The sequence below is a fragment of the Streptomyces sp. JB150 genome, assembly GCF_011193355.1.
GTDB lineage: Bacteria > Actinomycetota > Actinomycetes > Streptomycetales > Streptomycetaceae > Streptomyces.
Map to the genome: position 1 here is coordinate 5,393,211 of NZ_CP049780.1, position 22,858 is coordinate 5,416,068.

Here is a 22,858-nt window from a genome sequence, read left to right on the forward strand (position 1 = left end):
ACAGGCGCTCTCGTCGAAGATCTCCAGCACGACGATCACCATGACCGCCCCGTCCGCCCTGCGTTTTCCGCCCCGCGGCCCCGCCCGCCGCGTTACCGTCGGCTCATGAGCATCCGTGCCGTGGTCTGGGACGTGGACGACACCCTCTTCGACTACTCGACCGCGGACCGTGAGGGCATCCGGGCCCACCTGGCGGCCGAGGGCCTGCTGGACCGCTTCGACGGGCCCGGTGAGGCCCTCGCGTACTGGAAGGACGTCACGGAGCTGCACTGGGCCCGGTTCGCGGCGGGGGAGACCTCGTTCCAGGACCAGCGGCGCGACCGGGTGCGGACGTTCCTGGGGCAGTCCCTGACGGACGCCGAGGCCGACGCCTGGTTCGAGCGTTATCTCGCTCACTACGAGGCCGCCTGGGCCCTCTTCCCGGACGTCCTGCCGGTCCTCGACGCGCTCGCCGCGAGCCACCGCCACGCGGTGCTGTCCAACTCCAGCCTCACCGTCCAGGACCGCAAGCTGCGCGCGCTCGGCGTCCACCACCGCTTCGAGACGATCCTGTGCGCCGCGGAGCTGGGTGTATCCAAACCCCAGGCCAGGGCGTTCCTCGCCGCCTGCGAGGCCCTGTCACTGCCTCCGCACCAGGTCGCGTACGTCGGCGACCACCCGGAGACCGACGGGCGGGGTGCCGCCGAGGCCGGGCTGCTGTCGGTCTGGATCGACCGCGCCGGCGGTTCCGCGACCGTGGTGGTTCCGCCCGGTCCGTACCGGATCGTGTCCCTCGCCGAACTCCCGGCGCTGCTCCGCGCGGATACCCGTTTTGGAGCCCCGTCCACCTTCGGGTAATGTTCTTCCTGCGCCGCCGGGGAGCGGGCCGAAAGGCCGGGAACCGGAGGAGCAAGCTAGAACAAAATCCCCGCACGGGGCTTGCGTTCCAGTGGCCTATGGTGTAATTGGCAGCACGACTGATTCTGGTTCAGTTAGTCTTGGTTCGAGTCCAGGTAGGCCAGCTCGCGGAGCTTCATCCGCACCCGTGGATCTGATCCACAGAGCCCCCGTTGTGTAGCGGCCTAGCACGCTGCCCTCTCAAGGCAGTAGCGCCGGTTCGAATCCGGTCGGGGGTACGGTGATCTCTTCCGAGATGATCGCTAGGGCCCCCGTTGTGTAGCGGCCTAGCACGCCGCCCTCTCAAGGCGGTAGCGCCGGTTCGAATCCGGTCGGGGGTACTGACTGGTCTAAACCACATTGGTCTATGGTGTAATTGGCAGCACGACTGATTCTGGTTCAGTTAGTCTTGGTTCGAGTCCAGGTAGACCAGCTCGGACCTGCGGAAACGCAGAGTCCACGCCCCCGTTGTGTAGCGGCCTAGCACGCCGCCCTCTCAAGGCGGTAGCGCCGGTTCGAATCCGGTCGGGGGTACGAGTCCAAGGGGCCTCCGCTTCGGCGGGGGCCCTTCGGCGTTCCCGGAGCCGTCCCTTTCCATCAACTGCGCGCACCGCGTCAGCACTTCGACCGTGCGGTGGGGACCGGCCGGCCGCGGCGTCGAGGCCGGCCGGTCCCCCTGGGGCGCGAGGGTCATCCCGAGCGGCGCAGGGCCTCCGACAGGCGGGCCGCGGCGTCGATGACCGCCTGGGCGTGCATACGGCCCGGGTGGCGGGTCAGGCGCTCGATCGGGCCGGAGACGGACACCGCCGCCACCACGCGGTTCGACGGGCCGCGTACGGGCGCGGAGACGGACGCGACGCCCGGCTCCCGCTCGCCGATCGACTGGGCCCAACCGCGGCGCCGTACGCCCGACAGTGCCGTCGCCGTGAAGCGGGCGCCCTGCAGGCCCCGGTGCAGCCGCTCCGGCTCCTCCCAGGCCATGAGGATCTGCGCCGAGGAGCCGGCCTTCATCGTCAGCGTCGAGCCCACCGGGACGGTGTCCCGCAGGCCGGACAGCCGCTCCGCCGCGGCGACGCAGATGCGCATGTCGCCCTGGCGGCGGTAGAGCTGCGCGCTCTCGCCCGTGACGTCCCGCAGGTGCGTGAGCACCGGGCCGGCCGTCGCGAGCAGGCGGTCCTCGCCGGCCGCCGCGGCCAGCTCCGCCAGGCGCGGGCCGAGGATGAACCGGCCCTGCATGTCACGCGCCACCATGCGGTGGTGTTCAAGGGCCACGGCCAGGCGGTGGGCCGTGGGTCGTGCCAGTCCGGTCGCCGCGACCAGACCCGCGAGGGTGGCCGGACCGGACTCCAGAGCGCTCAGGACGAGGGCCGCCTTGTCCAGAACGCCGACGCCGCTACTGTTGTCCATGCAACGATACTTGCGTCTCACTCTGTGAAACGCAAGTTCAATTTTCCGTGGAACACGCCACCCTGGATGTCACGAAGGCACAGCGGCCCGCACACATGACGGGCCTGGCGGCGGACGCCCGTATCCAGGGGCGCGGGCGCCGTCTCCTCACGGTCTCTAGTTGGGTCGGCGCACCTTTTGCCGGCCGGAGGGAAAGCGATGGGTAGGACACTCGCGGAGAAGGTCTGGGACGACCATGTCGTCCGGCGCGCCGAGGGGGAGCCCGACCTCCTCTACATCGATCTGCACCTGCTGCACGAGGTGACCAGCCCGCAGGCCTTCGACGGCCTCCGCAAGAGCGGGCGCACGGTGCGCCGCCTCGACCTCACCATCGCCACCGAGGATCACAACACCCCGACCCTCGACATCGACAAGCCCGTCGCCGACCCGGTCTCCCGCGCCCAGCTGGAGACCCTGCGCAAGAACGCCGCCGAGTTCGGCGTCCGGCTGCACCCGCTGGGCGACGTCGAGCAGGGCGTCGTGCACGTCGTCGGCCCCCAGCTGGGTCTGACCCAGCCCGGCATGACCGTCGTCTGCGGCGACTCCCACACCTCCACGCACGGTGCCTTCGGCGCGCTGGCGTTCGGCATCGGCACCTCGCAGGTCGAGCACGTGCTGGCCACCCAGACGCTGCCCATGGCCCGCCCGAAGACCATGGCGATCACGGTCGACGGCGAGCTGCCCGAGGGCGTCACCGCCAAGGACCTGATCCTGGCGATCATCGCCAAGATCGGCACCGGCGGCGGCCAGGGCTACGTCCTGGAGTACCGCGGCTCCGCCATCGAGAAGCTCTCGATGGAGGCCCGGATGACCATCTGCAACATGTCGATCGAGGCCGGCGCCCGCGCGGGCATGATCGCCCCGGACGAGACCACCTTCGCCTACCTCAAGGGCCGCCCGCACGCCCCCGAGGGCGCCGACTGGGACGCCGCCGTCGCGTACTGGAAGACGCTGCGGACCGACGACGACGCCGAGTTCGACGCCGAGGTCGTCATCGACGCCGCCTCGCTGTCTCCGTTCGTCACCTGGGGCACCAACCCGGGCCAGGGCGCGCCGCTTTCCGCCGCCGTCCCCGACCCCGCTTCGTACGAGGACGCTTCGGAGCGCCTGGCCGCCGAAAAGGCCCTGGAGTACATGGGATTGGAGGCCGGCCAGCCGCTGCGCTCGATCAAGGTGGACACCGTCTTCGTAGGTTCCTGCACCAACGGCCGCATCGAGGACCTGCGCGCCGCCGCGGACATCCTGCGCGGCCGCAAAATCGCCGACGGGGTACGGATGCTGGTCGTGCCGGGCTCCGCGCGGGTGGGTCTGCAGGCCGTCGCCGAGGGCCTGGACGTGGTCTTCAAGGAGGCCGGCGCCGAATGGCGGCACGCGGGCTGCTCGATGTGCCTCGGCATGAACCCGGACCAGCTGGCCCCCGGCGAGCGCTCCGCGTCCACCTCCAACCGCAACTTCGAGGGCAGGCAGGGCAAGGGCGGCCGTACCCATCTGGTGTCGCCGCAGGTGGCGGCCGCGACCGCGGTCCTGGGGCACCTGGCCTCCCCGGCCGACCTGTCCGACGTCGAGACCCGTACGCCCGCTGGAGTCTGATCAGCCATGGAAGCATTCACCACGCACACCGGCCGGGCCGTCCCGCTGCGCCGCAGCAATGTCGACACCGACCAGATCATCCCCGCCCACTGGCTCAAGAAGGTCACGCGCGACGGGTTCGAGGACGGGCTGTTCGAGGCCTGGCGCAAGGACCCGGAGTTCGTGCTCAACCGGCCCGAGCGGCAGGGCGCCACGGTGCTGGTCGCCGGCCCCGACTTCGGCACCGGTTCCTCGCGTGAGCACGCGGTCTGGGCGCTGCAGAACTACGGCTTCAAGGCCGTCATCTCCTCGCGCTTCGCGGACATCTTCCGCGGCAACTCGCTGAAGAACGGCCTGCTCACGGTGGTCCTGGAACAGAAGATCGTGGACGCGCTCTGGGAGCTGACCGAGGCGGACCCCGAGGCGGAGGTCACCGTCGACCTGGTCGCCCGCGAGGTGCGCGCGCAGGGCATCACCGCCGCCTTCGAGCTGGACGAGAACTCCCGCTGGCGGCTGCTGAACGGGCTGGACGACATCTCGATCACCCTGCGCAACGAGGAGGACATCGCCGCCTACGAGGCGAAGCGCCCCTCCTACAAGCCGCAGACGCTGAAGATCTGATCCCGGAGGGCCGCACCGGCCCGCCGCAAGGTCGAGTTTCGGCCACCCCAACACCCCGGCTGTACCCCCGATCGGCCCGATCGGGGGTACAGCCGTTTTCGCGTCCGCACGACCTCCGGCGCCGCCCGTCCTCTCTTCAACTTCCCACGTTAAAGCGGTGATTGGCGGGGTAGGCGAGCGAAGGCGGCGCGGTGGCGGCGACCGCCCGGAGGGCCGTTTGAGGCGGCAGTTGCACCCCGAGCAGGCGACAACTCGCCCCAGATGGCACAATCTGTGCATGGAACACGACGGCCAACTCGAGCTCTATGCGGCAGTCGCGGACCGACTCAAGGAAGCGCACGCAAGGGTGCGCGCACTGCAAGTCCCGGAGGGCGTACGGGTGGCGCTGACCCGGAAGCTGCTGGTCATCACGGCCGCGGCCAAGCACGATCTCGCCGATGCGACAAGGCGTCTGGAGCGGTTCACGGCCGACCTCGACCAGGGGCGATTTCCCGAAGAGGACGGCTGAGCGCATCCGGGACCGTCGAGTCTGTTGCGGCACAAGGGTGATTAGCCCGTTTCGTGTTTGATTTGCGGTATATATCTGCCTAACGTGCGAAAAAGCTTGAACACTTTCGTTCTGGCGATGTCTCCGAAGGGGAAGACGTGAACAAGGCGCAGCTCGTAGAAGCGATTGCCGACAAGATGGGCGGCCGCCAGCAGGCCGCCGATGCCGTCGACCACGTACTGGACGCCATCGTCCGCGCGGTCGTCGCGGGTGAGCGGGTCTCGGTCACCGGCTTCGGTTCGTTCGAGAAGGTCGAGCGTCCGGCGCGTTACGCCCGCAACCCTCAGACGGGCGAGCGGGTTCGGGTCAAGAAGACCTCGGTTCCCCGTTTCCGTGCTGGTCAGGGCTTCAAGGACCTGGTCAGCGGCACGAAGAAGCTGCCGAAGGGTGACATCGCCGTCAAGAAGGCGCCCAAGGGCAGCCTGTCCGGCCCGCCCCCCACCATCGCCAAGTCGACCGGCAAGAAGGCCGCCGCCAAGAAGACGGCGGGCGCGGCCAAGACCACGGCGGCGAAGAAGACGACCGCCACCACCGCCAAGAAGACCGCGGCGGCGACGAAGAAGACCACCGCCACCGCCGCGAAGAAGACCACGGCGAAGAAGGCCCCGGCCAAGAAGACCACGGCGACCGCCAAGACCACCGCCGCGAAGACCACCACCGCCAAGAAGGCGACGGCCAAGAAGGCCCCGGCGAAGAAGGCGACGGCCAAGAAGGCCCCCGCCAAGAAGTCGACGGCGCGCAGCACCGCCAAGAAGACCACCGCCCGCAAGAAGTAAGGGCAGCCACCAGGGGCACTCACGCGCCGGGCCGGACTCCTCAGGGAGTCCGGCCCGCGGCGTGTCCGGGGGTGAAACCGCTGGTCAGAAGGTCTGCAAGGTCACCAGCGTGATCGTCCGCGCGCCACCCTCGCCCGCGGTCTCGATCCGCACCCGCTGGCCGGGCCGCAGCAGCCGCAGCCCGCCGGCGTCGAACGCGGCGGCGTCGAAGGGGACGGGCGTGCCGTCGTCGAGCAGCACCTGGCCGCTGCGCGTCTCGGGGTCGTACGTGTATGCGGTCGCCTGCATGACGGCAGCCTACTGCCCGGGGATCAGCAGGCGCGCGGCCATCGCCGCCGTCCGGGGACCCACGCCCAGGGCGAGGGCGGTGCGCAGATCGGCGCCGGTGTCCACGTCCTGCCGCACCGAATCCACTCCCGCGAGATCCAGCTCCACCGCCCCGGACGCCCGGTGACGGGCCCGGGAATCCTCCCCGAACGCCGGCCGCAATTCCCGTCCGGGACCGGCCGCCAGCAACGTCGTCCCGATTTCCGCGGCATCCGGGAGAAAAGCGCGCGGAAATTGCGCCGCCGCATTCAGGACCCGGGCCAATTCCGCCGGACGCAGCGCGGGAAGATCGGCGTTCAGGGCCGCCACCGCGCTGTCGGGGCGCGCCGCGCGCACGGCCGCCGCCGCGTGCGCCAGTGCGGCGTTCAGGCCGCCCCCCGGCTCGTCCCGGACGATCCGGGCGCCCAGCACGGCCAGCTCCCGCCCCGCCAGGGCGTCGTCCGTGACGACGGCCACATCGCGCACCACCGGGCAGGCCGCCGCCGCGGCCACCGTGTCCTGTGCGAACGCCAGGGCCAGACCCGGGCGCAGCCCGTCGGCCGCGGTGTCCGCGAGCCTGCTCTTCGCCCGCGCCAAGGGCTTCAGGGGGATCACCAAGGTCCACTGCACGAGCGCTGCGCCCCTTCCTTGTCGCGGACATTGTCCCCCGGCGCATCTGGCGGCCCCGCCCTCGGGGCGTACGGTGTTCTCGACAGACCGACGGCCCGGGGCGACACTTGTGCGGCCCCCGGGCCTGGTGGCAGCCCTAGAGGAAGGTGTCCGCGTGCCCCGCCGCAGAATCGGCTTCTGGTACCGCTTCGCCGCGGTGATCTGCAAACCGCCGCTGGTGGTTCTGCTCAAGCGGGACTGGCGAGGAATGGAGAACATTCCGGCCGAGGGCGGATTTATCACCGTGGTGAACCACAATTCCCACGTCGACCCCTTCGCGTACGCGCACTTCCAGTACAACACCGGACGCGTGCCGCGTTTCCTGGCGAAGAGCGGGCTTTTCAAGAAGGGATTCGTCGGCGCCGCGATGCGCGGCACCGGTCAGATCCCCGTCTACCGGGAGTCCACCGACGCGCTCAGCGCCTTCCGGGCCGCCATCGACGCCGTCGAGCGCGGCGAGTGCGTCGCCTTCTACCCCGAGGGCACCCTCACCCGCGACCCGGACGGCTGGCCCATGACCGGCAAGACCGGTGCCGCGCGGGTCGCCCTGCGCACCAAGTGCCCGGTCATCCCGGTCGCTCAGTGGGGCTGCAACGAACTGCTCCCGCCGTACGCCAAGAAGCCGAACCTGTTCCCGCGCAAGACCAGCCATGTGCTCGCCGGCCCGCCCGTGGACCTGTCCCGGTTCTACGACAAGGAGATGACCGCGGACGTCCTGAGGGAGGCGACCGAGGTCATCATGGCGGCGATCACCCGCCAGCTGGAGGAGATCCGCGGCGAGAAGGCGCCCGACACCCCGTACGACCCGAAGCGCGAGCGCATCGAGCAGCGTCGACGCACCCAGGCGCAGACGCGGGGCAAGCAGGCAGAAGGGCAGAGCAAGTGAGCAAGCCGGTCAAGGCGGCGGTCTTCAGCGCCGGTTCGTGGGGCACGGCCTTCGGCATGGTGCTCGCCGACGCGGGCTGCGAGGTCGTGCTGTGGGCGCGCCGCGAGGAGGTCGCCGAGGCGATCAACTCGACCCGGTCCAACCCCGACTACCTCCCCGGCGTCGAGCTGCCGGAGAACCTGCGGGCCACCACCGACCCCGCCGAGGCCGCGGCCGGCGCCGGTTTCACGGTGCTGTCCGTGCCGTCCCAGACGCTGCGCTCCAACCTCTCCGAGTGGACGCCGCTGCTGGCCCCGGACACCGTGCTGGTCTCCCTGATGAAGGGCATCGAACTCGGCACCGCCATGCGGATGAGCGAGGTCATCGACGACGTCGCCAAGGTCGGCCAGGACCGGATCGCCGTGGTCACCGGGCCCAACCTGGCCCGCGAGATCGCCGCCCGGATGCCGGCCGCCTCCGTGGTCGCCTGCACCGACGAGGCCGTCGCCCAGCGGCTCCAGGCCGCCTGCCACACGCCGTACTTCCGCCCGTACACCAACACCGACGTCGCGGGCTGCGAACTCGGCGGCGCGGTGAAGAACGTCATCGGGCTCGCCGTCGGCATCGCGGACGGCATGGGCCTCGGCGACAACGCCAAGGGCTCGCTCATCACCCGCGGTCTCGCCGAGACCACCCGGCTCGGGCTGGCCATGGGCGCCGACCCGCTGACCTTCTCCGGGCTCGCCGGACTCGGCGACCTGGTGGCGACCTGCTCCTCGCCGCTGTCCCGCAACCACACCTTCGGCACCAACCTCGGCAAGGGCATGACGCTGGACGAGACCATCGCGGTCACCAAGCAGACCGCCGAGGGCGTCAAGTCCTGCCAGTCCGTGCTGGATCTCGGCCGCCGGCACGGCGTCGACATGCCCATCACCGAGACGGTGGTCGGCATCGTGCACGAGGGCAAGCCGCCGGTGGTCGCCCTCAAGGAGCTGATGTCGCGCAGCGCGAAGCCCGAGCGACGCTGAGCGAACGGCCGCGCTGCCCCCTCGACACCGCCGCGCCGCGTTGGCGGGTGCACGCTGACTCCGGGCTCTACCAACGGGTACTCTCATCGCGATATGAGCACCGAGAACCTCCCCCAGAGCCCCGAGCAGCAGCCGACCCGCAAGCCGCGGGTGGCCGTGGTGTGCGGCGGCCGCAGCTCCGAACACGGGATCTCCGTGGTCACCGCCGGCGCTGTCCTGAAGGCCATCGACCGGACCAAGTACGAGGTCCTGCCGATCGGCATCACCCGCGACGGGCGCTGGGCGCTCACCGCCGACGAGCCGGAGCGGATGGCGATCACCGACCGCCGTACGCCGACCGTCGAGGACCTCGCCGAGTCCGGTGAGGGCGGTGTGGTGCTCCCGGTCGACCCGGGCAACCGCGAAGTCGTCTACACCGAGCCGGGGTCCGTGCCCAAGGCACTGGGTGAGGTCGACGTGGTCTTCCCGGTGCTGCACGGCCCGTACGGCGAGGACGGCACCCTGCAGGGGCTGCTGGAGCTGTCCGGTGTGCCGTACGTGGGCTCGGGTGTGCTCTCCTCGGCCGTCGGCCAGGACAAGGAGTACATGAAGCGGGTGTTCGAGTCGTTCGGGCTCGCGGTGGGCCCGTATCTGGTGATCCGGCCGCGCGAGTGGCAGCGGGACGCCTCCGCCGCCCGCAGGCGGATCGTCGACTTCGCCGGCGAGCACGGCTGGCCGCTGTTCGTGAAGCCCGCGCGGGCGGGCTCGTCGATCGGCATCACCAAGGTCGACGACCTCTCCGGCCTCGACGAGGCCATCGAGGAGGCGCAGCGGCACGACCCGAAGATCCTGGTCGAGGCCGCGGTGCGCGGCCGGGAGATCGAGTGCGGCGTCCTGGAGTTCGAGGACGGCCCGCGCGCCTCGGTGCCCGCCGAGATCCCGCCGCCGGACGCGCACGCGTACTACGACTTCGAGGCCAAGTACATCGACTCCACGCCCGGTATCGTCCCGGCCCCGCTCACCGAGGAGCAGACCGCCGAGGTCCAGCGGCTCGCCGTGCGGGCCTTCGACGCGGCCTCCTGCGAGGGCCTGGTCCGCGCGGACTTCTTCCTCACCGAGGACGGCGAGTTCGTCATCAACGAGATCAACACGATGCCCGGCTTCACGCCCATCTCGATGTACCCGCAGATGTGGCAGGCGAGCGGCATCGGCTACGCGGAGCTGGTGGACCGGCTGATCCAGGCGGCCCTGCGCAGGCCGACCGGCCTGCGCTGACGGCGGCCGGGGACGCGGGGCCGTAGCGACGCGACGTACGGCCCCGCCGCGCACCGCACTCGGCGGCATCCGGTACCGGACAGGACCCGGCAGAGAACAGCGCCCGGCGAACCGGCCGGCTCGCGGCCGCTAGTCGGCGATCCCCTGCGGAATCGCCGACTTCACGGCTGGCGCCAGATCGATCAGCACCGCCGAGCTGTCCACGTCCCCGGTCACGCTCACCTCGACGTACGCCTTCCGGTTCGCCGTGGTGAAACGGAACCCGCCGTCCGTCCTCTCCTGGAGCCAGTCGACCCCGTTCACCCCGCCCGGGACGGCATCCGCGTCCCGTCCCTCCGCGACCTTCGGGTCGAGCATCTTCGGGGGCCGCGGCACCCCGCAGCGCAGTATGATCTCCGGGCTTCCCCAGCCCGCGGTCAGCGTGGACCGCGGCATCGGGTCCTCGCGGCTCAGACCGGCCACCTTCCGCGGCAGCGCCTCGTCCAGCTTCCGGCACAGCCCGGTCACCGCTGCGTCCGGACTGGGAACCGTCGCCGACGCGCTGTCGTCTGCTGAGGAGCAGCCCGCGGCGGTGATCAGCAGGGCGAGCGCGGACAGGCCGAGCGGCCGGTGACGGAAGATGTGCACCGGCCAAGGGTAGACGGGGGCTACAGATGGACCACCGGGCAGGTCAGGGTGCGCGTGATGCCTTCCACCTGCTGGACCTTGGCGACCACCATGCGACCGAGGTCGTCGACCGTGTCGGCCTGCGCCCGCACGATGACGTCGTACGGTCCGGTGACGTCCTCGGCCTGGACGACTCCAGGGATCTTGCTGATCGACTCGGCGACGGTCGACGCCTTGCCGACCTCCGTCTGGATCAGGATGTACGCCTGTACCACGGAACCTCCAGGGCGGCCACGAGGATCATGTGGGGAAAAGGAACGCCACGGTATCGCGTCGCCGCACGCCGCGGGGAGACCTGCGGGAGACGGGCTCCGCGTGCCGGGGGGTCGGGATGACGGAAGTTGACGCCGAGGGGGACCGCGCCGACGGTCACTTCGACCGTATCGAGGACACTGTTGACGCGCGACCGGGCATGCACGAGGACAGAAGGGGCGTAAGGGCAATGAAGGGCACTGTTGGTGAGCTCGGGGAGTTCGGGCTCATCAGGGAGCTCACCTCCCGTCTCACCACCACCCCGGCGGTGCGGGTCGGCCCCGGCGACGACGCCGCGGTGGTCGCCGCACCCGACCGCAGGGTCGTGGCCAGCACCGACATCCTCGTGGAGGGCCGGCACTTCCGCCGCGACTGGTCCACGGCGTACGACGTCGGCCGCAAGGCCGCCGCGCAGAACCTTGCGGACATCGCCGCCATGGGTGCCGTGCCGACCGCGCTGCTGCTCGGCCTGGTCGTGCCCGCCGAACTGCCGGTGACCTGGCCGAGCGAGCTGATGGACGGCCTGCGCGACGAATGCCAGGTCGCGGGCGCCGCGGTGGTCGGCGGGGACGTCGTACGCGGCGAGACCATCACCGTGTCGATCACCGCGCTCGGCGATCTGCGCAACCAGGAGCCGGTGACCCGGGGCGGCGCCCAGCCCGGCGACCTGGTCGCGGTGACCGGCTGGCTGGGCTGGTCCGCCGCCGGGTACGCGGTGCTCTCCCGCGGCTTCCGCTCGCCGCGCGCCTTCGTCGAGGCGCACCGGCGCCCCGAGCCGCCGTACCACGCGGGCCCGGCCGCCGCCGCGCTCGGCGCGACCGCGATGTGCGACGTCAGTGACGGGCTGATCGCCGACCTGGGGCACATCGCGGAGGCCAGCAAGGTCCGGATCGACATCCGCTCCGGTGCGATCGACATCCCCTCCCAGATGAACGACATCGGGCAGGCGGTCGGCGTGGACCCGCTGCAGTGGGTGCTGACCGGGGGAGAGGACCACGCGATCGTGGCGACCTTCCCGCCGGACGTGAAGCTGCCCGCCCGCTGGAAGGTCATCGGCGAGGTGCAGAACCCCTCCGCGCTGCCGCAGGTGACGGTGGACGGGGCGCCCTGGACCAGCAGGGGCGGCTGGGACCACTTCGGGGACATGGAGTCATGAACGCGCCGCCCAGAGTGCTGACCGTGGCCGGCTCGGACTCCGGCGGCGGCGCCGGCGTCCAGGCCGACCTGAAGACGATGCTCGCGCTCGGCGTGCACGGCATGAGCGTGCTCACCGCGGTGACCGCGCAGAACTCGCTCGGTGTGCAGGGCGCGTGGGAACTTCCGGTGGAGGCGGTGCGGGCGCAGTACCGCAGTGTCGTGGACGACATCGGCGTCCAGGCGGTCAAGACCGGCATGCTCGCCTCGGCGGAACTGGTCGAGACGGTCGCCGAACTGATCGCCGGGACGGACGCGCCGGCCGTCGTCGACCCCGTCGGCGTCTCCAAGCACGGCGACGCGCTGCTGGCGGCCTCCGCGCTGGAGTCCGTCCGGACCAGGCTGCTGCCGGTCGCCACCGTCGCCACCCCGAACCTCGACGAGGTGGCCCAGCTCACCGGCGTCCGGGTGAAAAGCGAACGGCAGCTGCGGCAGGCCGCCGAGGCCGTCCTCGCGTACGGGCCGCGCTGGGTGGTGATCAAGGGCGGTCATCTGTCCGGCGAGGCCGTCGACCTGCTCACCGACGGCTCCGAAGAACACTGGCTGCGCGCCCCCCGGCACGACAACCGCCACACCCACGGCACCGGCTGCACCCTGGCCTCGGCGATCGCCTCGCACCTCGCGCGCGGTCTGGCCGTACCGGAGGCGGTCGCGGCGGCCAAGGAGTACGTCACCGGCGCCATCGCGGCCGGGTTCGCCCTCGGCGGCGGGATCGGCCCGGTGGACCACGGGTGGGCCCTCTCGCGGGCGCGCGGGGACGCGCCTTCCGAGGCGTAGGTCACCGGGGTGCGCCCGCCCCGCGCGGGTACAGCAAAAAGCCGGTCCACCGAGTGGACCGGCTTTTTGCAGCGAACCGGCAGTGGCCGCGCGCTCAGCTGAGCGTCAGCGCGAGACCTTGCCGGCCTTGATGCACGAGGTGCAAGCGTTCACGCGCTTCGGCGTCCCGCCGACCACGGTACGCACACGCTGGATGTTCGGGTTCCAGCGGCGGGACGTACGGCGGTGCGAGTGCGAGATGTTGTTGCCGAAGCCCGGCCCCTTGCCGCAGACGTCGCAGTTGGCAGCCACGGGTCACTCCAAAGACTTCAGATGCACTTACGGTTAATCCCGGCATGCCGGGATCGAGATCTTGGGCTCACTTCGAGCAGTCGATCTGAGTGGCGCTGCCAGGGGGAATGGCCCGATCAGGATCGGGCAACCGGAGCAGCATACAACGGCTGCACCCGTGGAACGAAACTACCATGGCTGCTCCGGGGCCCGCCCCGGCCCTCTTCCGGCGGCCACCGGCCCTGGGTCTACGCTGCGTCCAGTCCAGCAGCTCAGGGAGGCGCAGGTGGCGCAGGTGCCGCAGACATTCTTCGATGCTCTCGCGGTGCGCACCTGGTGCGGTCTCGCGCTCACGGCCCTCGGGCGGGCGCGCGAGGAGATCGACGCGATCAACGTGTACCCGGTGGCGGACGGCGACACGGGCACGAACCTGTATCTGACGGTGGAGTCGGCCGCCGCCGCGGTGGAGGCGGTGTTCGCCGGGCACGAGGCCCGAGCCGGGCAGCCCGAGCCGCCCTCGCTGGCTGAGGCGGTGCGCGCGATGGCGCACGGCGCGCTCATCGGGGCCCGCGGGAACTCCGGCACCATCCTCGCCCAGCTGCTGCGCGGCATGGCCCAGGTGCTCGCCGCCGCCGACGACACCCCGCACACCGACGGACCCGGCCTGCGGCTCGCCCTGCGCCGCGCCGCCGACTCCGCCCGCGAGGCCGTCGCCCGCCCCGTGGAGGGCACGGTGCTGACGGTCGCCGCGGCGGCGGCGGACGCGGCCGAGGCGGCCGGGGAGACCGGAGGGGACTGCGGGGCCGTCGCGCGGGCCGCCTACGACGGGGCGCGCACCGCCCTCGCCGCGACGCCGCGGCAACTGCCCGTGCTGGAGCGCGCCGGGGTGGTCGACGCCGGCGGGCGGGGCCTCGTCGCGGTGCTCGGGGCGCTGGTGGAGACGTTCACGGGGGAGACACCGCGCGGTGGGCCGGCCCCGCTGTCCGGGGTCCACGCGCGCGTGGGGGGCGCGGAAGGAGGGGAGGGCGGTGCGGGGGCGGTGCAGCTTCCTCCCGAGGAGGGTGCGGGGGAGGTGCCGGTGTGTGCCGAGGGTGGTGCGGAAGCCGTGCCGGTCTGTGCCGAGGGCGCGGACGGGGCGGAGGAGGACGGACCCGCCTTCGAGGTCATCTACCTCCTGGAGGCCGACGACACCGCCGTGGCCCGGCTGCGGCGGCGGCTGGACGCGCTCGGGGACTCCCTCGTCGTGGTCGGCGGCGACGGGCTGTGGAACGTGCATGTGCACGTGGACGATGCCGGGGCCGCCGTGGAGGCGGGCGTCGAGGCCGGACGGCCGTACCGGATCCGCATCACCCACTTCGGCGTGGGCGACGTGCACACCGCGCGCGGGGAGCGGCCGCCCGTGCAGCGGACCCAGCGCGCGGTGGTGGCCGTCGTGCCCGGCGAGGGCCTGGCCGGGCTCTACGCCGACGCCGGCGCGACCACCGTGCTCGCCCGCCCCGGGGAGCCGCCCGCCAGCGGGGAACTGCTGCACGCCGTACGACGGGCCCACGCGCGCGAGGTGGTGCTGCTGCCCAACGACGCCGACCTGCGCCACACCGCCGCCGCGGCGGCCGAGCAGGCCCGCGCGGAGGGCATCCGCGTCGCCCTCATCCCCACCCGCTCCGCCGTCCAGGGCATCGCGGCCCTCGCGGTCCACGAGCCGGAGCGCCGCTTCGACGAGGACGTCGTCGCGATGACCTCGGCGGCGGGCGCCACCCGCTACGCCGAGGTCACCGTCGCCCTGGAGCAGTCCTGGACCACCGCGGGCATCTGCCAGGCCGGCGATGTCCTCGGGCTCATCGACGGCGACGTGGCCGTCATCGGCGCCGACGTCACCGCCACCGCCCGGACCGTCCTCGACCGCATGCTCGCGGCCGGCGGCGAGCTGGTCACCATCGTCCTCGGCGACGAGGTCCCGCAGTCGGTCGCCGACCGGCTGGAGGCCCGCGTCCGCGAGGCGTACCTCGCGGTGGACACGGTGGTGTACCAGGGCGGGCGGCAGGGGTCGCTCGTGCTGATCGGGGTGGAGTGAGCGCGGGGGCGGTCGGACACCGAGCGGTCGGACACCGGGCCTTCGGACACCGGACCTTCGGACACTGAGCCGGCGCGGGTGCGCGGGCCGCGTGCCGGCCGGTCAGTGGGGCCGCTGTTCGCCCACCACGCGCAGCATCTGCTCCGCCTCGGCCCGCCGGGCGCGGGCCGCCTCGTCGTCCTGTCCGGCGTACGCGGCCAGCACCGTACGCGCGCGGGCCGCGGCCTCGGCCGGGCGGCCCAGGTCGGCCTCCAGCCAGCCGGCCGCGAGCTCGGCGCCGGTACGGCTGTGCAGGGCGTCGTCACCGAGGGCGGCGAAGACCGCGACGGCCTCCGTCATCTGGTCCAGGGCCGCCTCGAACGCGGCCTGGATCGAGCCGTCCTCGGCGTCCTCGGCGCACGAGCGGGCCAGCAGGTCGCCGAACTGGCGGTGGGTCTGACCCAGTTCCGCGGTGAGCCGCTGCCGCGCCTCCTCGTCGGGCGCCGCGGCCAGCGCCGCCGCGCACTCGCGCAGGGCCTCCGCCATCAGCTTCCGCGCGCCGTCCGCACGGCTCCCGCTGTCCGAGCCGTCCGCGCGCCCGGTGTCGTCCGCGCGTCCCGTGTCGCCCGAGCTGTCCGCGCCGTGCGAGCCGTCCGCGCCCCCCGTGCCGTCCTCCGCGCGCAGGGCCAGCCACGCGCGGGCCCGCAGTGAGCGGACCAGGCCGTGGACGTTGCCCAGGGTGCGCCACAGCTCGCCCGCGCGCGTGTACGCCTGGTCCGCCGCGGCCGGCAGGCCCGCGTGGCTCAGGGACTCGGCGGCCAGGTGGGCGAGCGTCGCGTGATCGTGCTGCTCGGGCCAGTGCCGGGCGATCTCCGCGGCCCGGAGGCGGCGTTCGGCGGCCGCCTGGTGCTCCTCCAGCTCGCTCAGGCAGTCGCCGAGCCACCACAGCGTCTGCACCACCGCCCCGTCGCCGTGCGTCTGCGCGCTCAGGTCGGGCAGCGCCGACTCCAGTACCTCGGCGGCCTCGGCCCACCGCCCCTGCCGCAGCAGGAACCCGCCGAGCAGCTGACGCGCCCAGGCACCGAGGGTGCGGCTCTCGCCCGCCTCGTCGGCCCAGTGCGCCGCCTCCAGGGCGTGCTCCGCGGCCTCCTCGGCCCGCCCCCGCCCGCCGACCACCTCGGCGAGCTGCAGACGCAGCTGCGCCCGCCCCACGGGCTCCAACTGCGCCCCGCCGTGCTCCAGGGCCGCGCGCAGCGCCCGCTCCGCCTCCGCCATGTCGCCCAGCTGGTGGGCGATCTGGGCGAGCCGGGCCTCGTACTCCACCGCGAACCACGGCAGCCCCGCGGTCACGTACTCCTCGGCGGCCCGCGTGAACAGCGCCGCCGCCGCGTGCGGGTCCCCGGAGCGCAGCGCCAGCTCCGCGAGCATCGCCCGCGCCTCCGCCGCCCGCGAGGCCAGCCGTACGTCACCGCCGGTGTGCCCGTCCACCAGCGCCAGCACCTCCCGGACGGCGGCCTCGGCCCCGGTCAGGACCGGGTCGTCCGCGCCGGGCGCGCCGCCGTCACCGGCCGGCTCCTGCGCCTCGTACACCCGCCGCATCAGGATCCGCGCCCGGCCCATCAGGACCGACGCGGTCTGGCGTATGCCGGTGGCGTCCTCCGCGTAGAGCGCGAGCACCCGGTCGTAGAGGCCGGCGACGGCGGCGACGGCCGCGTCCACGTCACCGGCGAGCGCGCGGACGTAGGCGGCACGCGCGCGGGCGGCCAGGGCCTCGCCGGGGTCGCCCGCCTCGGCGTACAGCTCGGCGGCCCGCTCGAAGAGGGCGGCGCCCTCCGGGCCGAGGGCCATCGCCTCGTGGTCGGCGATCTCCGCGCGGTCGCGCGCGTCCAGCTCGACGCCCGGCGCGGCCCCGGCGGCGCGCGCGACGGCCGCCCACGCCTCGACGGCGTTCGGCCGGAGCGTGTCCGACAGGCGGCGGGCCTCGGCGAGCAGCGCCTCGATGCCGGGTTCCGCGCCGGAGGCCGTACCGGCCCGGCCGGGGCTCGCCCCGTCCCCGCCGAGGTTCGCCCCGCTGCCACCGTTGCCCGCCGGGTCCGCGCCGGCGTGCGCCCGGCCCGCGCCCGATGCGGTGCCGTCCGGGCCGGGCAGGCCGGATGCGGTGCCGTCCGCGCAGAGGAGGCCCGATGCGGTGCCGTCCGGGCCGGGCGGTACGGAGGGTTGTGCGGCCGCGGCGGCGGACGCGGAGGTGGGCGCCGAGCGCGGGGTGCGTACGCCCAGCGGGAGCCGGTCCAGCAGCGCGGGCTGAGCCATGCGCGCGCGGATGTGCTCACTGACGTGCGACGTGCCGTTGCGCTGGTCGAATTGCGCCGCCAGCGCCAGCGCCTCCCCGCGCGCGTGGACGGCGAGTTCGCGTGCCGTCCACGCCCGCCCCGCCGGCCCCGGCACCTGCCGGTCCCCGAAGCCCCGCGCGGTCAGCCGGTCCATCAGCAGCGCCACCACGCTCAGGAACTCCATCCGGCTGCGCGGCTGCCCGTCGTCCGTGAAGTACGCCGGCCGCTCCGCCAGCAGCTCCACACCGCGCGCCTCGTTGCCGGTCAGCGCGCAGAACTCCACGTGCTCCGCGTACGCGCCGCGCATGCTCTCCATGGGCCGCACCAGCCGCAAACCCCGCAGATGGTGGGCGCGCGCCTCGTCCAGCCGGCCCAGTCGCACCAGCGGCAGCAGCGAGGACGCGAGCACCGCGTGCGGCTCGTGGGCGCAGCCGAACTCGCCGTCCAGGACGGGCCGCCAGACCCGCAGCGCCTCCTCGTCCCGGCCGCGCTCCGCCTGCCACCAGCCCTGCCCGTCCAGCTCGCACGCGTGGCAGTCGGCCATGGCGTCGCGGTCGGCGGCCAGCCACGCGGCGTAGGCGCGCTCCGCGCGGGGCACGTCCCCGATGTGCGCGGCGACATGGAACTCGGCGCCGCGCACCGCCCGCTCCGAGTGCCCGGCCAGCCGGTAGCGCTGCTCCATCTCGGCGAGCCACTTCTCGATCGAGGCCAGCGGGATGTGCGGCTGGTCGAGCATGCCGGTCGTCATCCACTTGAAGACCCAGTGCAGCGAGTGGGTCTCCTCCTCGTCGAAGTCCTCCGGACGCTCGTCCCACATGCGCAGCAGCCGCGCGAACGGGACGAACATCTTCGCCTTCTCGGAGCTGTAGTTGTAGACCGTCAGCTGGTGCCTCAGGGCCTCGATCACCGCGAGTGGCACGTCCAGCCGCTCCGCCGCAGCCAGCAGCTGCTCGGCGCGCGCGTTGCGGGCCGGGCCCTCCGGGCGGGCCGCGTTCTCGGCCAGCTCCCGGCGCAGGGAGTCGATGTCCGTGATCTCGCTCATCAGTGCTCGTCCTCGCGGTGAGTGGCCCACTCCAGAAGGCCGATGAAGGCCCGGTTCAGCAGCGCCGAGTCGGCGGGCCGCAGCGGGCGCTGCGCCATCAGCAGGGCCTGGCCGTACAGGGACTCCGTGGCCGTGCCGATCAGCTCCCGGTCGGGCAGCGAACTGATCCTCCGGATCAGCGGATTGAGATGGTTCAGCACCAGCCGCGCGCGCGGAGCGCCGCCGCGCAGCGACCCGAGGATGCCCGCCCACAGCTCGTCGGCCTGCTCCTCGGCCTGCGCGCGGGCCTGCTCGTGCCGCGCCGCGCGGTCGTCGAGATGCAGCGCGGGCACGGACAGCGGGTGGAAGGAGCGCAGGACGACATCGCAGCCCAGCGGGTCGAGGGCGGCCCGCGCGGCGGCCAGGAAGTCGGCCAGGGCCAGCTCCTCACCCGGGTCGACGGAGTCCAGGTGCGCGGTCACCGTCTCCGCGTCCAGCTCGGCGACGACCGTCCCCGGACGGACCGCCGGCAGCGCCTCGACCAGGTCGCTGTCGTACGTGTAACCGCCGTTGACGACGCCGATGCCCTGCGCGGACGCGATCGGGGCGACCTGCCGGAACTCCTCCACGGTCCGCGTGTAGTGCACCACCGGGTGCCGCTGTGCGAACTCCTCCAGGGACAGCTGCCCGTCGGTCGTCTCGAACGGCAGCCACGGCAGCATCGTCCGCAGCATCTCCCGGTCGTGCCGCGCGAGCGACTTCACGCCCAGGTGGTGCACGGCCAGGAACGCCGTCAGCCGCTCCGGATCGCCCGCCGCGAGCCCGGTCAGCCAGGAGCGGATCCGCTCGCCCAGCGCCTCCCGTACGGCGGCCAGGGTCTCGTCCTCGTACAGCGCCTCCCGCGAGGCGGTGGGCCGCAGGCTGTCGGTGTCGAGGACACAGCGCACGAAGAACGCCCAGTCGGGCAGCAGCTGCTCGGCCCGCTCGGTCAGCAGCATCCCCTTCAGGTGCACCCGGTGCCGGGCGCGCTGGGCGGGGCTGACCGCGGCGGGCAGGACGTACGCGACCCCGCGTATGCCCGCCAGCGGCACGTCCAGGTCGATGGAGTCCAGCGGCGTGAACCCGAACTGCTCATGGCAGTGGCGCGCGAGCGCCACCCGGCGGGCGGCGGGGGAGGGGTACGGCCGGTCCCAGGGCGCGGGCAGGTCGGTGACCGCCTCCTCGCCGACCCGTACGTCGTACGGCAGCAGCGCGCCGAAGTCGCGGGCCAGTTCCCGCACCCGCCGCGCGGACAGCCACTCCGCGGCACCGGCCCGCGCGGTCAGGTGCACGGTGGTGCCCGGCTCGGGCCGGGCCTCGTCCGGCAGGGTGCGCACGGTGTACGAGCCGTCGTCGGATGCCGTCCACTCCACCGGTCGGGCGTCCGGCGTACGGGCGCTGCGGCTGACGACCCGGATCCGCTCGGCGACCAGGAAACAGGCCAGCAGGCCGATGCCGAACTGCCCGAGGAAGTCCGCGCGCGCCTCCCGCAGCCCGTCGGCCCGCTTGGAGCTGCGGCCGATCGTCGCCAGCAGGCTGTGCACGTCGGACTCGGTGAGCCCGACCCCGGAGTCCTCCACCCGCAACGTGCCGTCCTGCGCGACGAGCCGCACCCGGGCCGGGGCGTCGGGCTGCTCGGCGCGCCGCGCGGTGATCGCGTCGACCGCGTTCTGGAGCAGTTCCCGCAGGTAGACCTTGGGACTGGAGTAGAGGTGATGGGAGAGCAGGTCCACCAGACCACGCAGGTCGACCTGGAACGTATGAGGCGAAGAGGGTGCCTCGGATGCCTGTGATGACTGTGAGGTCTGGGAGTCCATCGTCACAACGCCGGTGGGGGGAGGGGCTGCGGCGCGGGGTCGGGCGGTCCCGGTGAGGCGGTGACCGCAAAGAGGGATGGCCGGAGCGCGTCATCCTAGAGCCCGATCGACGCGTCTGACCAGGTCTTTCCCAGACCGATACGGCAACGCCGCCCGGACGTCGCCAGCGCGTTGTCAGTGGTGTGGTGTGCAATGGATCTCGTGCCCGCACTGGACGAACCCCTGAAGAAGGTGCTCGGCCCCGCCACCGCGACGGTGATGGCCGAGCATCTCGGCCTGCACACCGTCGGCGACCTCCTGCACCACTACCCGCGCAGATACGAGGAGCGGGGCCAGCTCACCCACCTCGCCGACCTCCCCATGGACGAGCACGTCACGGTCGTCGCGCAGGTCGCCGACGCCCGGCTGCACACGTTCGCCTCCACCCGCGCGCCCCGCGGCAAGGGCCAGCGCCTGGAGGTGACCATCACCGACGGCAGCGGCCGGCTCCAGCTGGTCTTCTTCGGCAACGGCGTGCACAAGCCCCTGAAGGAACTGCTGCCCGGCACCCGCGCGATGTTCGCGGGCAAGGTCTCGCTCTTCAACCGCCGCCTCCAACTGGCCCATCCGGCGTACGAGTTGCTGCGCGGCGACAGCGAGGAGACGGTGGAGACCTGGGCCGGCACCCTGATCCCCATCTACCCGGCCACCGCCAAGCTGGAGTCCTGGAAGATCGGCAAGGCCGTCCAGACGGTCCTGCCCAGCGCCCAGGAGGCCGTCGACCCCCTGCCGCCCGCCCTCCGCGAGGGCCGCGGCCTGCTCCCCCTGTCCGAAGCCCTCCTCAGGATCCACCGCCCGCACACCAAGGCGGACATCGCCGCCGCCCGCGACCGCCTCAAGTGGGACGAGGCCTTCGTCCTCCAGGTCGCCCTGGCCCGCCGCCGCCACGCGGACGCCCAGCTCCCCGCCGTCCCCCGCAGGCCCGCCCCGGACGGCCTGCTGACCGCCTTCGACGCCCGCCTGCCCTTCACCCTCACCGAGGGCCAGCGCCGGGTCTCCCAGGAGATCTTCGACGATCTGGCCACCGCACACCCGATGCACCGCCTGCTCCAGGGCGAGGTGGGCTCCGGAAAGACACTGGTCGCCCTGCGCGCCATGCTCGCCGTCGTCGACGCCGGCGGGCAGGCCGCGATGCTCGCGCCCACCGAGGTGCTCGCGCAGCAGCACCACCGGTCGATCGTGGAGATGATGGGGGAGCTGGCCGAGGGCGGGATGCTCGGGGGCGCCGAGCAGGGCACCAAGGTCGTCCTGCTCACCGGGTCCATGGGCACCGCCGCCCGCCGGCAGGCACTGCTCGACCTGGTCACCGGCGAGGCCGGGATCGTCATCGGCACGCACGCGCTGATCGAGGACAAGGTGCAGTTCCACGACCTGGGCCTGGTCGTCGTGGACGAACAGCACCGCTTCGGCGTCGAGCAGCGCGACGCCCTGCGCGGCAAGGGCAGGCAGCCCCCGCACCTCCTCGTCATGACGGCCACGCCCATCCCGCGCACGGTCGCGATGACGGTCTTCGGCGACCTGGAGACCTCGGTGCTCGACCAGCTCCCGGCCGGCCGGTCCCCGATCGCCAGCCATGTCGTCCCCGCCGCCGACAAGCCGCACTTCCTCGCCCGCACCTGGGAACGCGTCCGCGAGGAGGTGGCGAACGGCCATCAGGCGTACGTGGTCTGCCCGCGCATCGGCGACGAGGAGTCCGACCCGAAGAGCGCCACCAGGAAGCCGTCCCCCGAGGACGAGGCCGAGAAGCGGCCGCCGCTCGCCGTCCTGGAGGTCGCCGGCCAGCTCGCCAAGGGCCCCCTGCGGGGCCTGCGCGTCGAGGTGCTGCACGGCCGTATGCACCCCGACGACAAGGACGCGGTGATGCGCCGCTTCGCCGCCGGCGAGACCGATGTCCTGGTCGCCACGACCGTCATCGAGGTCGGCGTCAACGTCCCCAACGCCACCGTCATGGTGATCATGGACGCGGACCGGTTCGGCGTCTCCCAGCTGCACCAGCTGCGCGGCCGCGTCGGTCGCGGCTCGGCCCCCGGCCTGTGCCTCCTGGTCACCGAGATGCCCGAGGCCAGCCCCGCCCGACAGCGGCTGAACGCGGTCGCCTCGACCCTCGACGGCTTCGAGCTCTCCCGGCTCGACCTCGAACAGCGCCGCGAGGGCGACGTCCTCGGCCAGGCCCAGTCCGGCGCCCGCACCAGCCTCAAGGTCCTCGCCGTCATCGAGGACGAGGAGATCATCGCCGAGGCCAGGGAGGAAGCCGTGAAGATCGTCGCCGCGGACCCGGACCTGACCTCCCTGCCGGGCCTGCGCACAGCCCTGGACGCCCTTTTGGACGAGGAGAGGGAGCAGTACCTGGAAAAGGGGTGAGGGAGGCCGGGCACGGGGCGCGGGGAACCGCGCGATCGCCCCCGGCGGACCGCAGCCGCCCACGACGGTGAACCACTCCCGACGC

The 22,858-nt window shown here is 72.8% G+C and carries 20 protein-coding genes and 5 tRNA genes; 17 read left to right on the forward strand and 8 right to left on the reverse strand.

Going from position 1 to position 22,858, the window contains the following annotated elements; translation table 11 throughout:
* Positions 1 to 105 precede the first annotated feature (105 nt).
* From G7Z13_RS24980 to G7Z13_RS25005, 6 genes are all read left to right on the forward strand, one after another.
* Entirely contained in the window at positions 106 to 837 is a 732-nt protein-coding gene (locus tag G7Z13_RS24980; protein ID WP_166002471.1) for an HAD family hydrolase, read from the forward strand.
* A gap of 92 nt (positions 838 to 929) precedes the next feature.
* A tRNA-Gln gene (locus G7Z13_RS24985) sits at positions 930 to 1,001 on the forward strand.
* Positions 1,002 to 1,042: 41 nt separating this feature from the next.
* Positions 1,043 to 1,115: transfer RNA gene (locus G7Z13_RS24990), tRNA-Glu, on the forward strand.
* A gap of 29 nt (positions 1,116 to 1,144) precedes the next feature.
* Positions 1,145 to 1,217: transfer RNA gene (locus tag G7Z13_RS24995), tRNA-Glu, on the forward strand.
* 20 nt (positions 1,218 to 1,237) lie between these two features.
* A tRNA-Gln gene (locus G7Z13_RS25000) sits at positions 1,238 to 1,309 on the forward strand.
* A 28-nt stretch (positions 1,310 to 1,337) separates the two neighbouring features.
* Positions 1,338 to 1,410: transfer RNA gene (locus G7Z13_RS25005), tRNA-Glu, on the forward strand.
* A 156-nt stretch (positions 1,411 to 1,566) separates the two neighbouring features.
* On the opposite strand, the gene ndgR is transcribed toward G7Z13_RS25005, so the two are convergent.
* Positions 1,567 to 2,283: an IclR family transcriptional regulator NdgR gene (gene ndgR, locus G7Z13_RS25010; RefSeq protein ID WP_026278050.1), complete on the reverse strand. Its 717-nt coding sequence runs from the start codon at positions 2,281 to 2,283 to the stop codon at positions 1,567 to 1,569.
* Positions 2,284 to 2,481: 198 nt separating this feature from the next.
* Between ndgR and leuC the strand changes: the two genes are divergently transcribed.
* From leuC to G7Z13_RS25030, 4 genes are all read left to right on the forward strand, one after another.
* Entirely contained in the window at positions 2,482 to 3,912 is a 1,431-nt protein-coding gene (gene leuC / locus G7Z13_RS25015) for a 3-isopropylmalate dehydratase large subunit (RefSeq protein ID WP_166002472.1), read from the forward strand.
* A 6-nt stretch (positions 3,913 to 3,918) separates the two neighbouring features.
* Positions 3,919 to 4,512 (forward strand): 3-isopropylmalate dehydratase small subunit, encoded by a 594-nt coding sequence (gene leuD / locus G7Z13_RS25020; protein ID WP_166002473.1) that lies wholly within the window; start codon positions 3,919 to 3,921, stop codon positions 4,510 to 4,512.
* A 277-nt stretch (positions 4,513 to 4,789) separates the two neighbouring features.
* Positions 4,790 to 5,020: a hypothetical protein gene (locus G7Z13_RS25025; protein WP_166002474.1), complete on the forward strand. Its 231-nt coding sequence runs from the start codon at positions 4,790 to 4,792 to the stop codon at positions 5,018 to 5,020.
* A 137-nt stretch (positions 5,021 to 5,157) separates the two neighbouring features.
* On the forward strand, positions 5,158 to 5,835 hold the full coding sequence (locus G7Z13_RS25030; protein WP_166002475.1) for an HU family DNA-binding protein: 678 nt from the start codon (positions 5,158 to 5,160) through the stop codon (positions 5,833 to 5,835).
* A gap of 84 nt (positions 5,836 to 5,919) precedes the next feature.
* Here G7Z13_RS25030 and G7Z13_RS25035 read toward each other — a convergent pair whose 3' ends face one another.
* Positions 5,920 to 6,123, reverse strand: a complete 204-nt coding sequence (locus G7Z13_RS25035) for a hypothetical protein (protein WP_166002476.1) — start codon at positions 6,121 to 6,123, stop codon at positions 5,920 to 5,922.
* 9 nt (positions 6,124 to 6,132) lie between these two features.
* A complete protein-coding gene (cofC, locus tag G7Z13_RS25040; protein WP_166002477.1) occupies positions 6,133 to 6,771 on the reverse strand; it encodes a 2-phospho-L-lactate guanylyltransferase in 639 nt (212 codons plus the stop codon).
* 154 nt (positions 6,772 to 6,925) lie between these two features.
* On the opposite strand from cofC, the gene G7Z13_RS25045 reads away from it, so the two are divergent.
* From G7Z13_RS25045 to G7Z13_RS25055, 3 genes are all read left to right on the forward strand, one after another.
* A complete protein-coding gene (locus G7Z13_RS25045; RefSeq protein ID WP_166002478.1) occupies positions 6,926 to 7,696 on the forward strand; it encodes a lysophospholipid acyltransferase family protein in 771 nt (256 codons plus the stop codon).
* Positions 7,693 to 8,703, forward strand: coding sequence for an NAD(P)H-dependent glycerol-3-phosphate dehydrogenase (locus tag G7Z13_RS25050; protein WP_166002479.1), 1,011 nt, complete (start codon positions 7,693 to 7,695; stop codon positions 8,701 to 8,703). Before G7Z13_RS25045 ends, G7Z13_RS25050 begins: the two co-directional genes overlap by 4 nt.
* 93 nt (positions 8,704 to 8,796) lie before the next feature.
* Positions 8,797 to 9,957: a D-alanine--D-alanine ligase family protein gene (locus tag G7Z13_RS25055; RefSeq protein WP_166002480.1), complete on the forward strand. Its 1,161-nt coding sequence runs from the start codon at positions 8,797 to 8,799 to the stop codon at positions 9,955 to 9,957.
* Between the two features lie 129 nt (positions 9,958 to 10,086).
* On the opposite strand, the gene G7Z13_RS25060 is transcribed toward G7Z13_RS25055, so the two are convergent.
* Complete coding sequence (locus G7Z13_RS25060; protein WP_166002481.1) at positions 10,087 to 10,584, reverse strand: DUF3515 domain-containing protein; 498 nt, start codon at positions 10,582 to 10,584, stop codon at positions 10,087 to 10,089.
* Positions 10,585 to 10,604: 20 nt separating this feature from the next.
* Positions 10,605 to 10,838: an Lrp/AsnC ligand binding domain-containing protein gene (locus G7Z13_RS25065; protein WP_166002482.1), complete on the reverse strand. Its 234-nt coding sequence runs from the start codon at positions 10,836 to 10,838 to the stop codon at positions 10,605 to 10,607.
* Between the two features lie 227 nt (positions 10,839 to 11,065).
* On the opposite strand from G7Z13_RS25065, the gene G7Z13_RS25070 reads away from it, so the two are divergent.
* Both G7Z13_RS25070 and thiD read left to right on the forward strand, forming a co-directional pair.
* Positions 11,066 to 12,031 carry a thiamine-phosphate kinase gene (locus tag G7Z13_RS25070; RefSeq protein WP_166002483.1) on the forward strand — a complete coding sequence of 322 codons (966 nt, stop codon included), beginning with the start codon at positions 11,066 to 11,068 and terminating at the stop codon, positions 12,029 to 12,031.
* Entirely contained in the window at positions 12,028 to 12,846 is an 819-nt protein-coding gene (thiD, locus tag G7Z13_RS25075; protein WP_166002484.1) for a bifunctional hydroxymethylpyrimidine kinase/phosphomethylpyrimidine kinase, read from the forward strand. The genes G7Z13_RS25070 and thiD overlap by 4 nt, the downstream gene beginning before the upstream one ends.
* Positions 12,847 to 12,951: 105 nt before the next feature.
* On the opposite strand, the gene rpmB is transcribed toward thiD, so the two are convergent.
* Entirely contained in the window at positions 12,952 to 13,137 is a 186-nt protein-coding gene (rpmB, locus tag G7Z13_RS25080) for a 50S ribosomal protein L28 (RefSeq protein WP_003993230.1), read from the reverse strand.
* A 265-nt stretch (positions 13,138 to 13,402) separates the two neighbouring features.
* Here rpmB and G7Z13_RS25085 point away from each other — a divergent pair, with 265 nt between their 5' ends.
* On the forward strand, positions 13,403 to 15,187 hold the full coding sequence (locus tag G7Z13_RS25085) for a DAK2 domain-containing protein (RefSeq protein ID WP_166002485.1): 1,785 nt from the start codon (positions 13,403 to 13,405) through the stop codon (positions 15,185 to 15,187).
* Between the two features lie 102 nt (positions 15,188 to 15,289).
* Here G7Z13_RS25085 and G7Z13_RS25090 read toward each other — a convergent pair whose 3' ends face one another.
* Entirely contained in the window at positions 15,290 to 18,538 is a 3,249-nt protein-coding gene (locus G7Z13_RS25090) for a tetratricopeptide repeat protein (RefSeq protein ID WP_166002486.1), read from the reverse strand.
* Positions 18,538 to 20,373 carry an HSP90 family protein gene (locus G7Z13_RS25095; protein ID WP_166002487.1) on the reverse strand — a complete coding sequence of 612 codons (1,836 nt, stop codon included), beginning with the start codon at positions 20,371 to 20,373 and terminating at the stop codon, positions 18,538 to 18,540. The genes G7Z13_RS25090 and G7Z13_RS25095 overlap by 1 nt, the downstream gene beginning before the upstream one ends.
* 192 nt (positions 20,374 to 20,565) lie before the next feature.
* On the opposite strand from G7Z13_RS25095, the gene recG reads away from it, so the two are divergent.
* On the forward strand, positions 20,566 to 22,773 hold the full coding sequence (gene recG / locus G7Z13_RS25100; RefSeq protein ID WP_166002488.1) for an ATP-dependent DNA helicase RecG: 2,208 nt from the start codon (positions 20,566 to 20,568) through the stop codon (positions 22,771 to 22,773).
* Positions 22,774 to 22,858 lie beyond the last annotated feature (85 nt).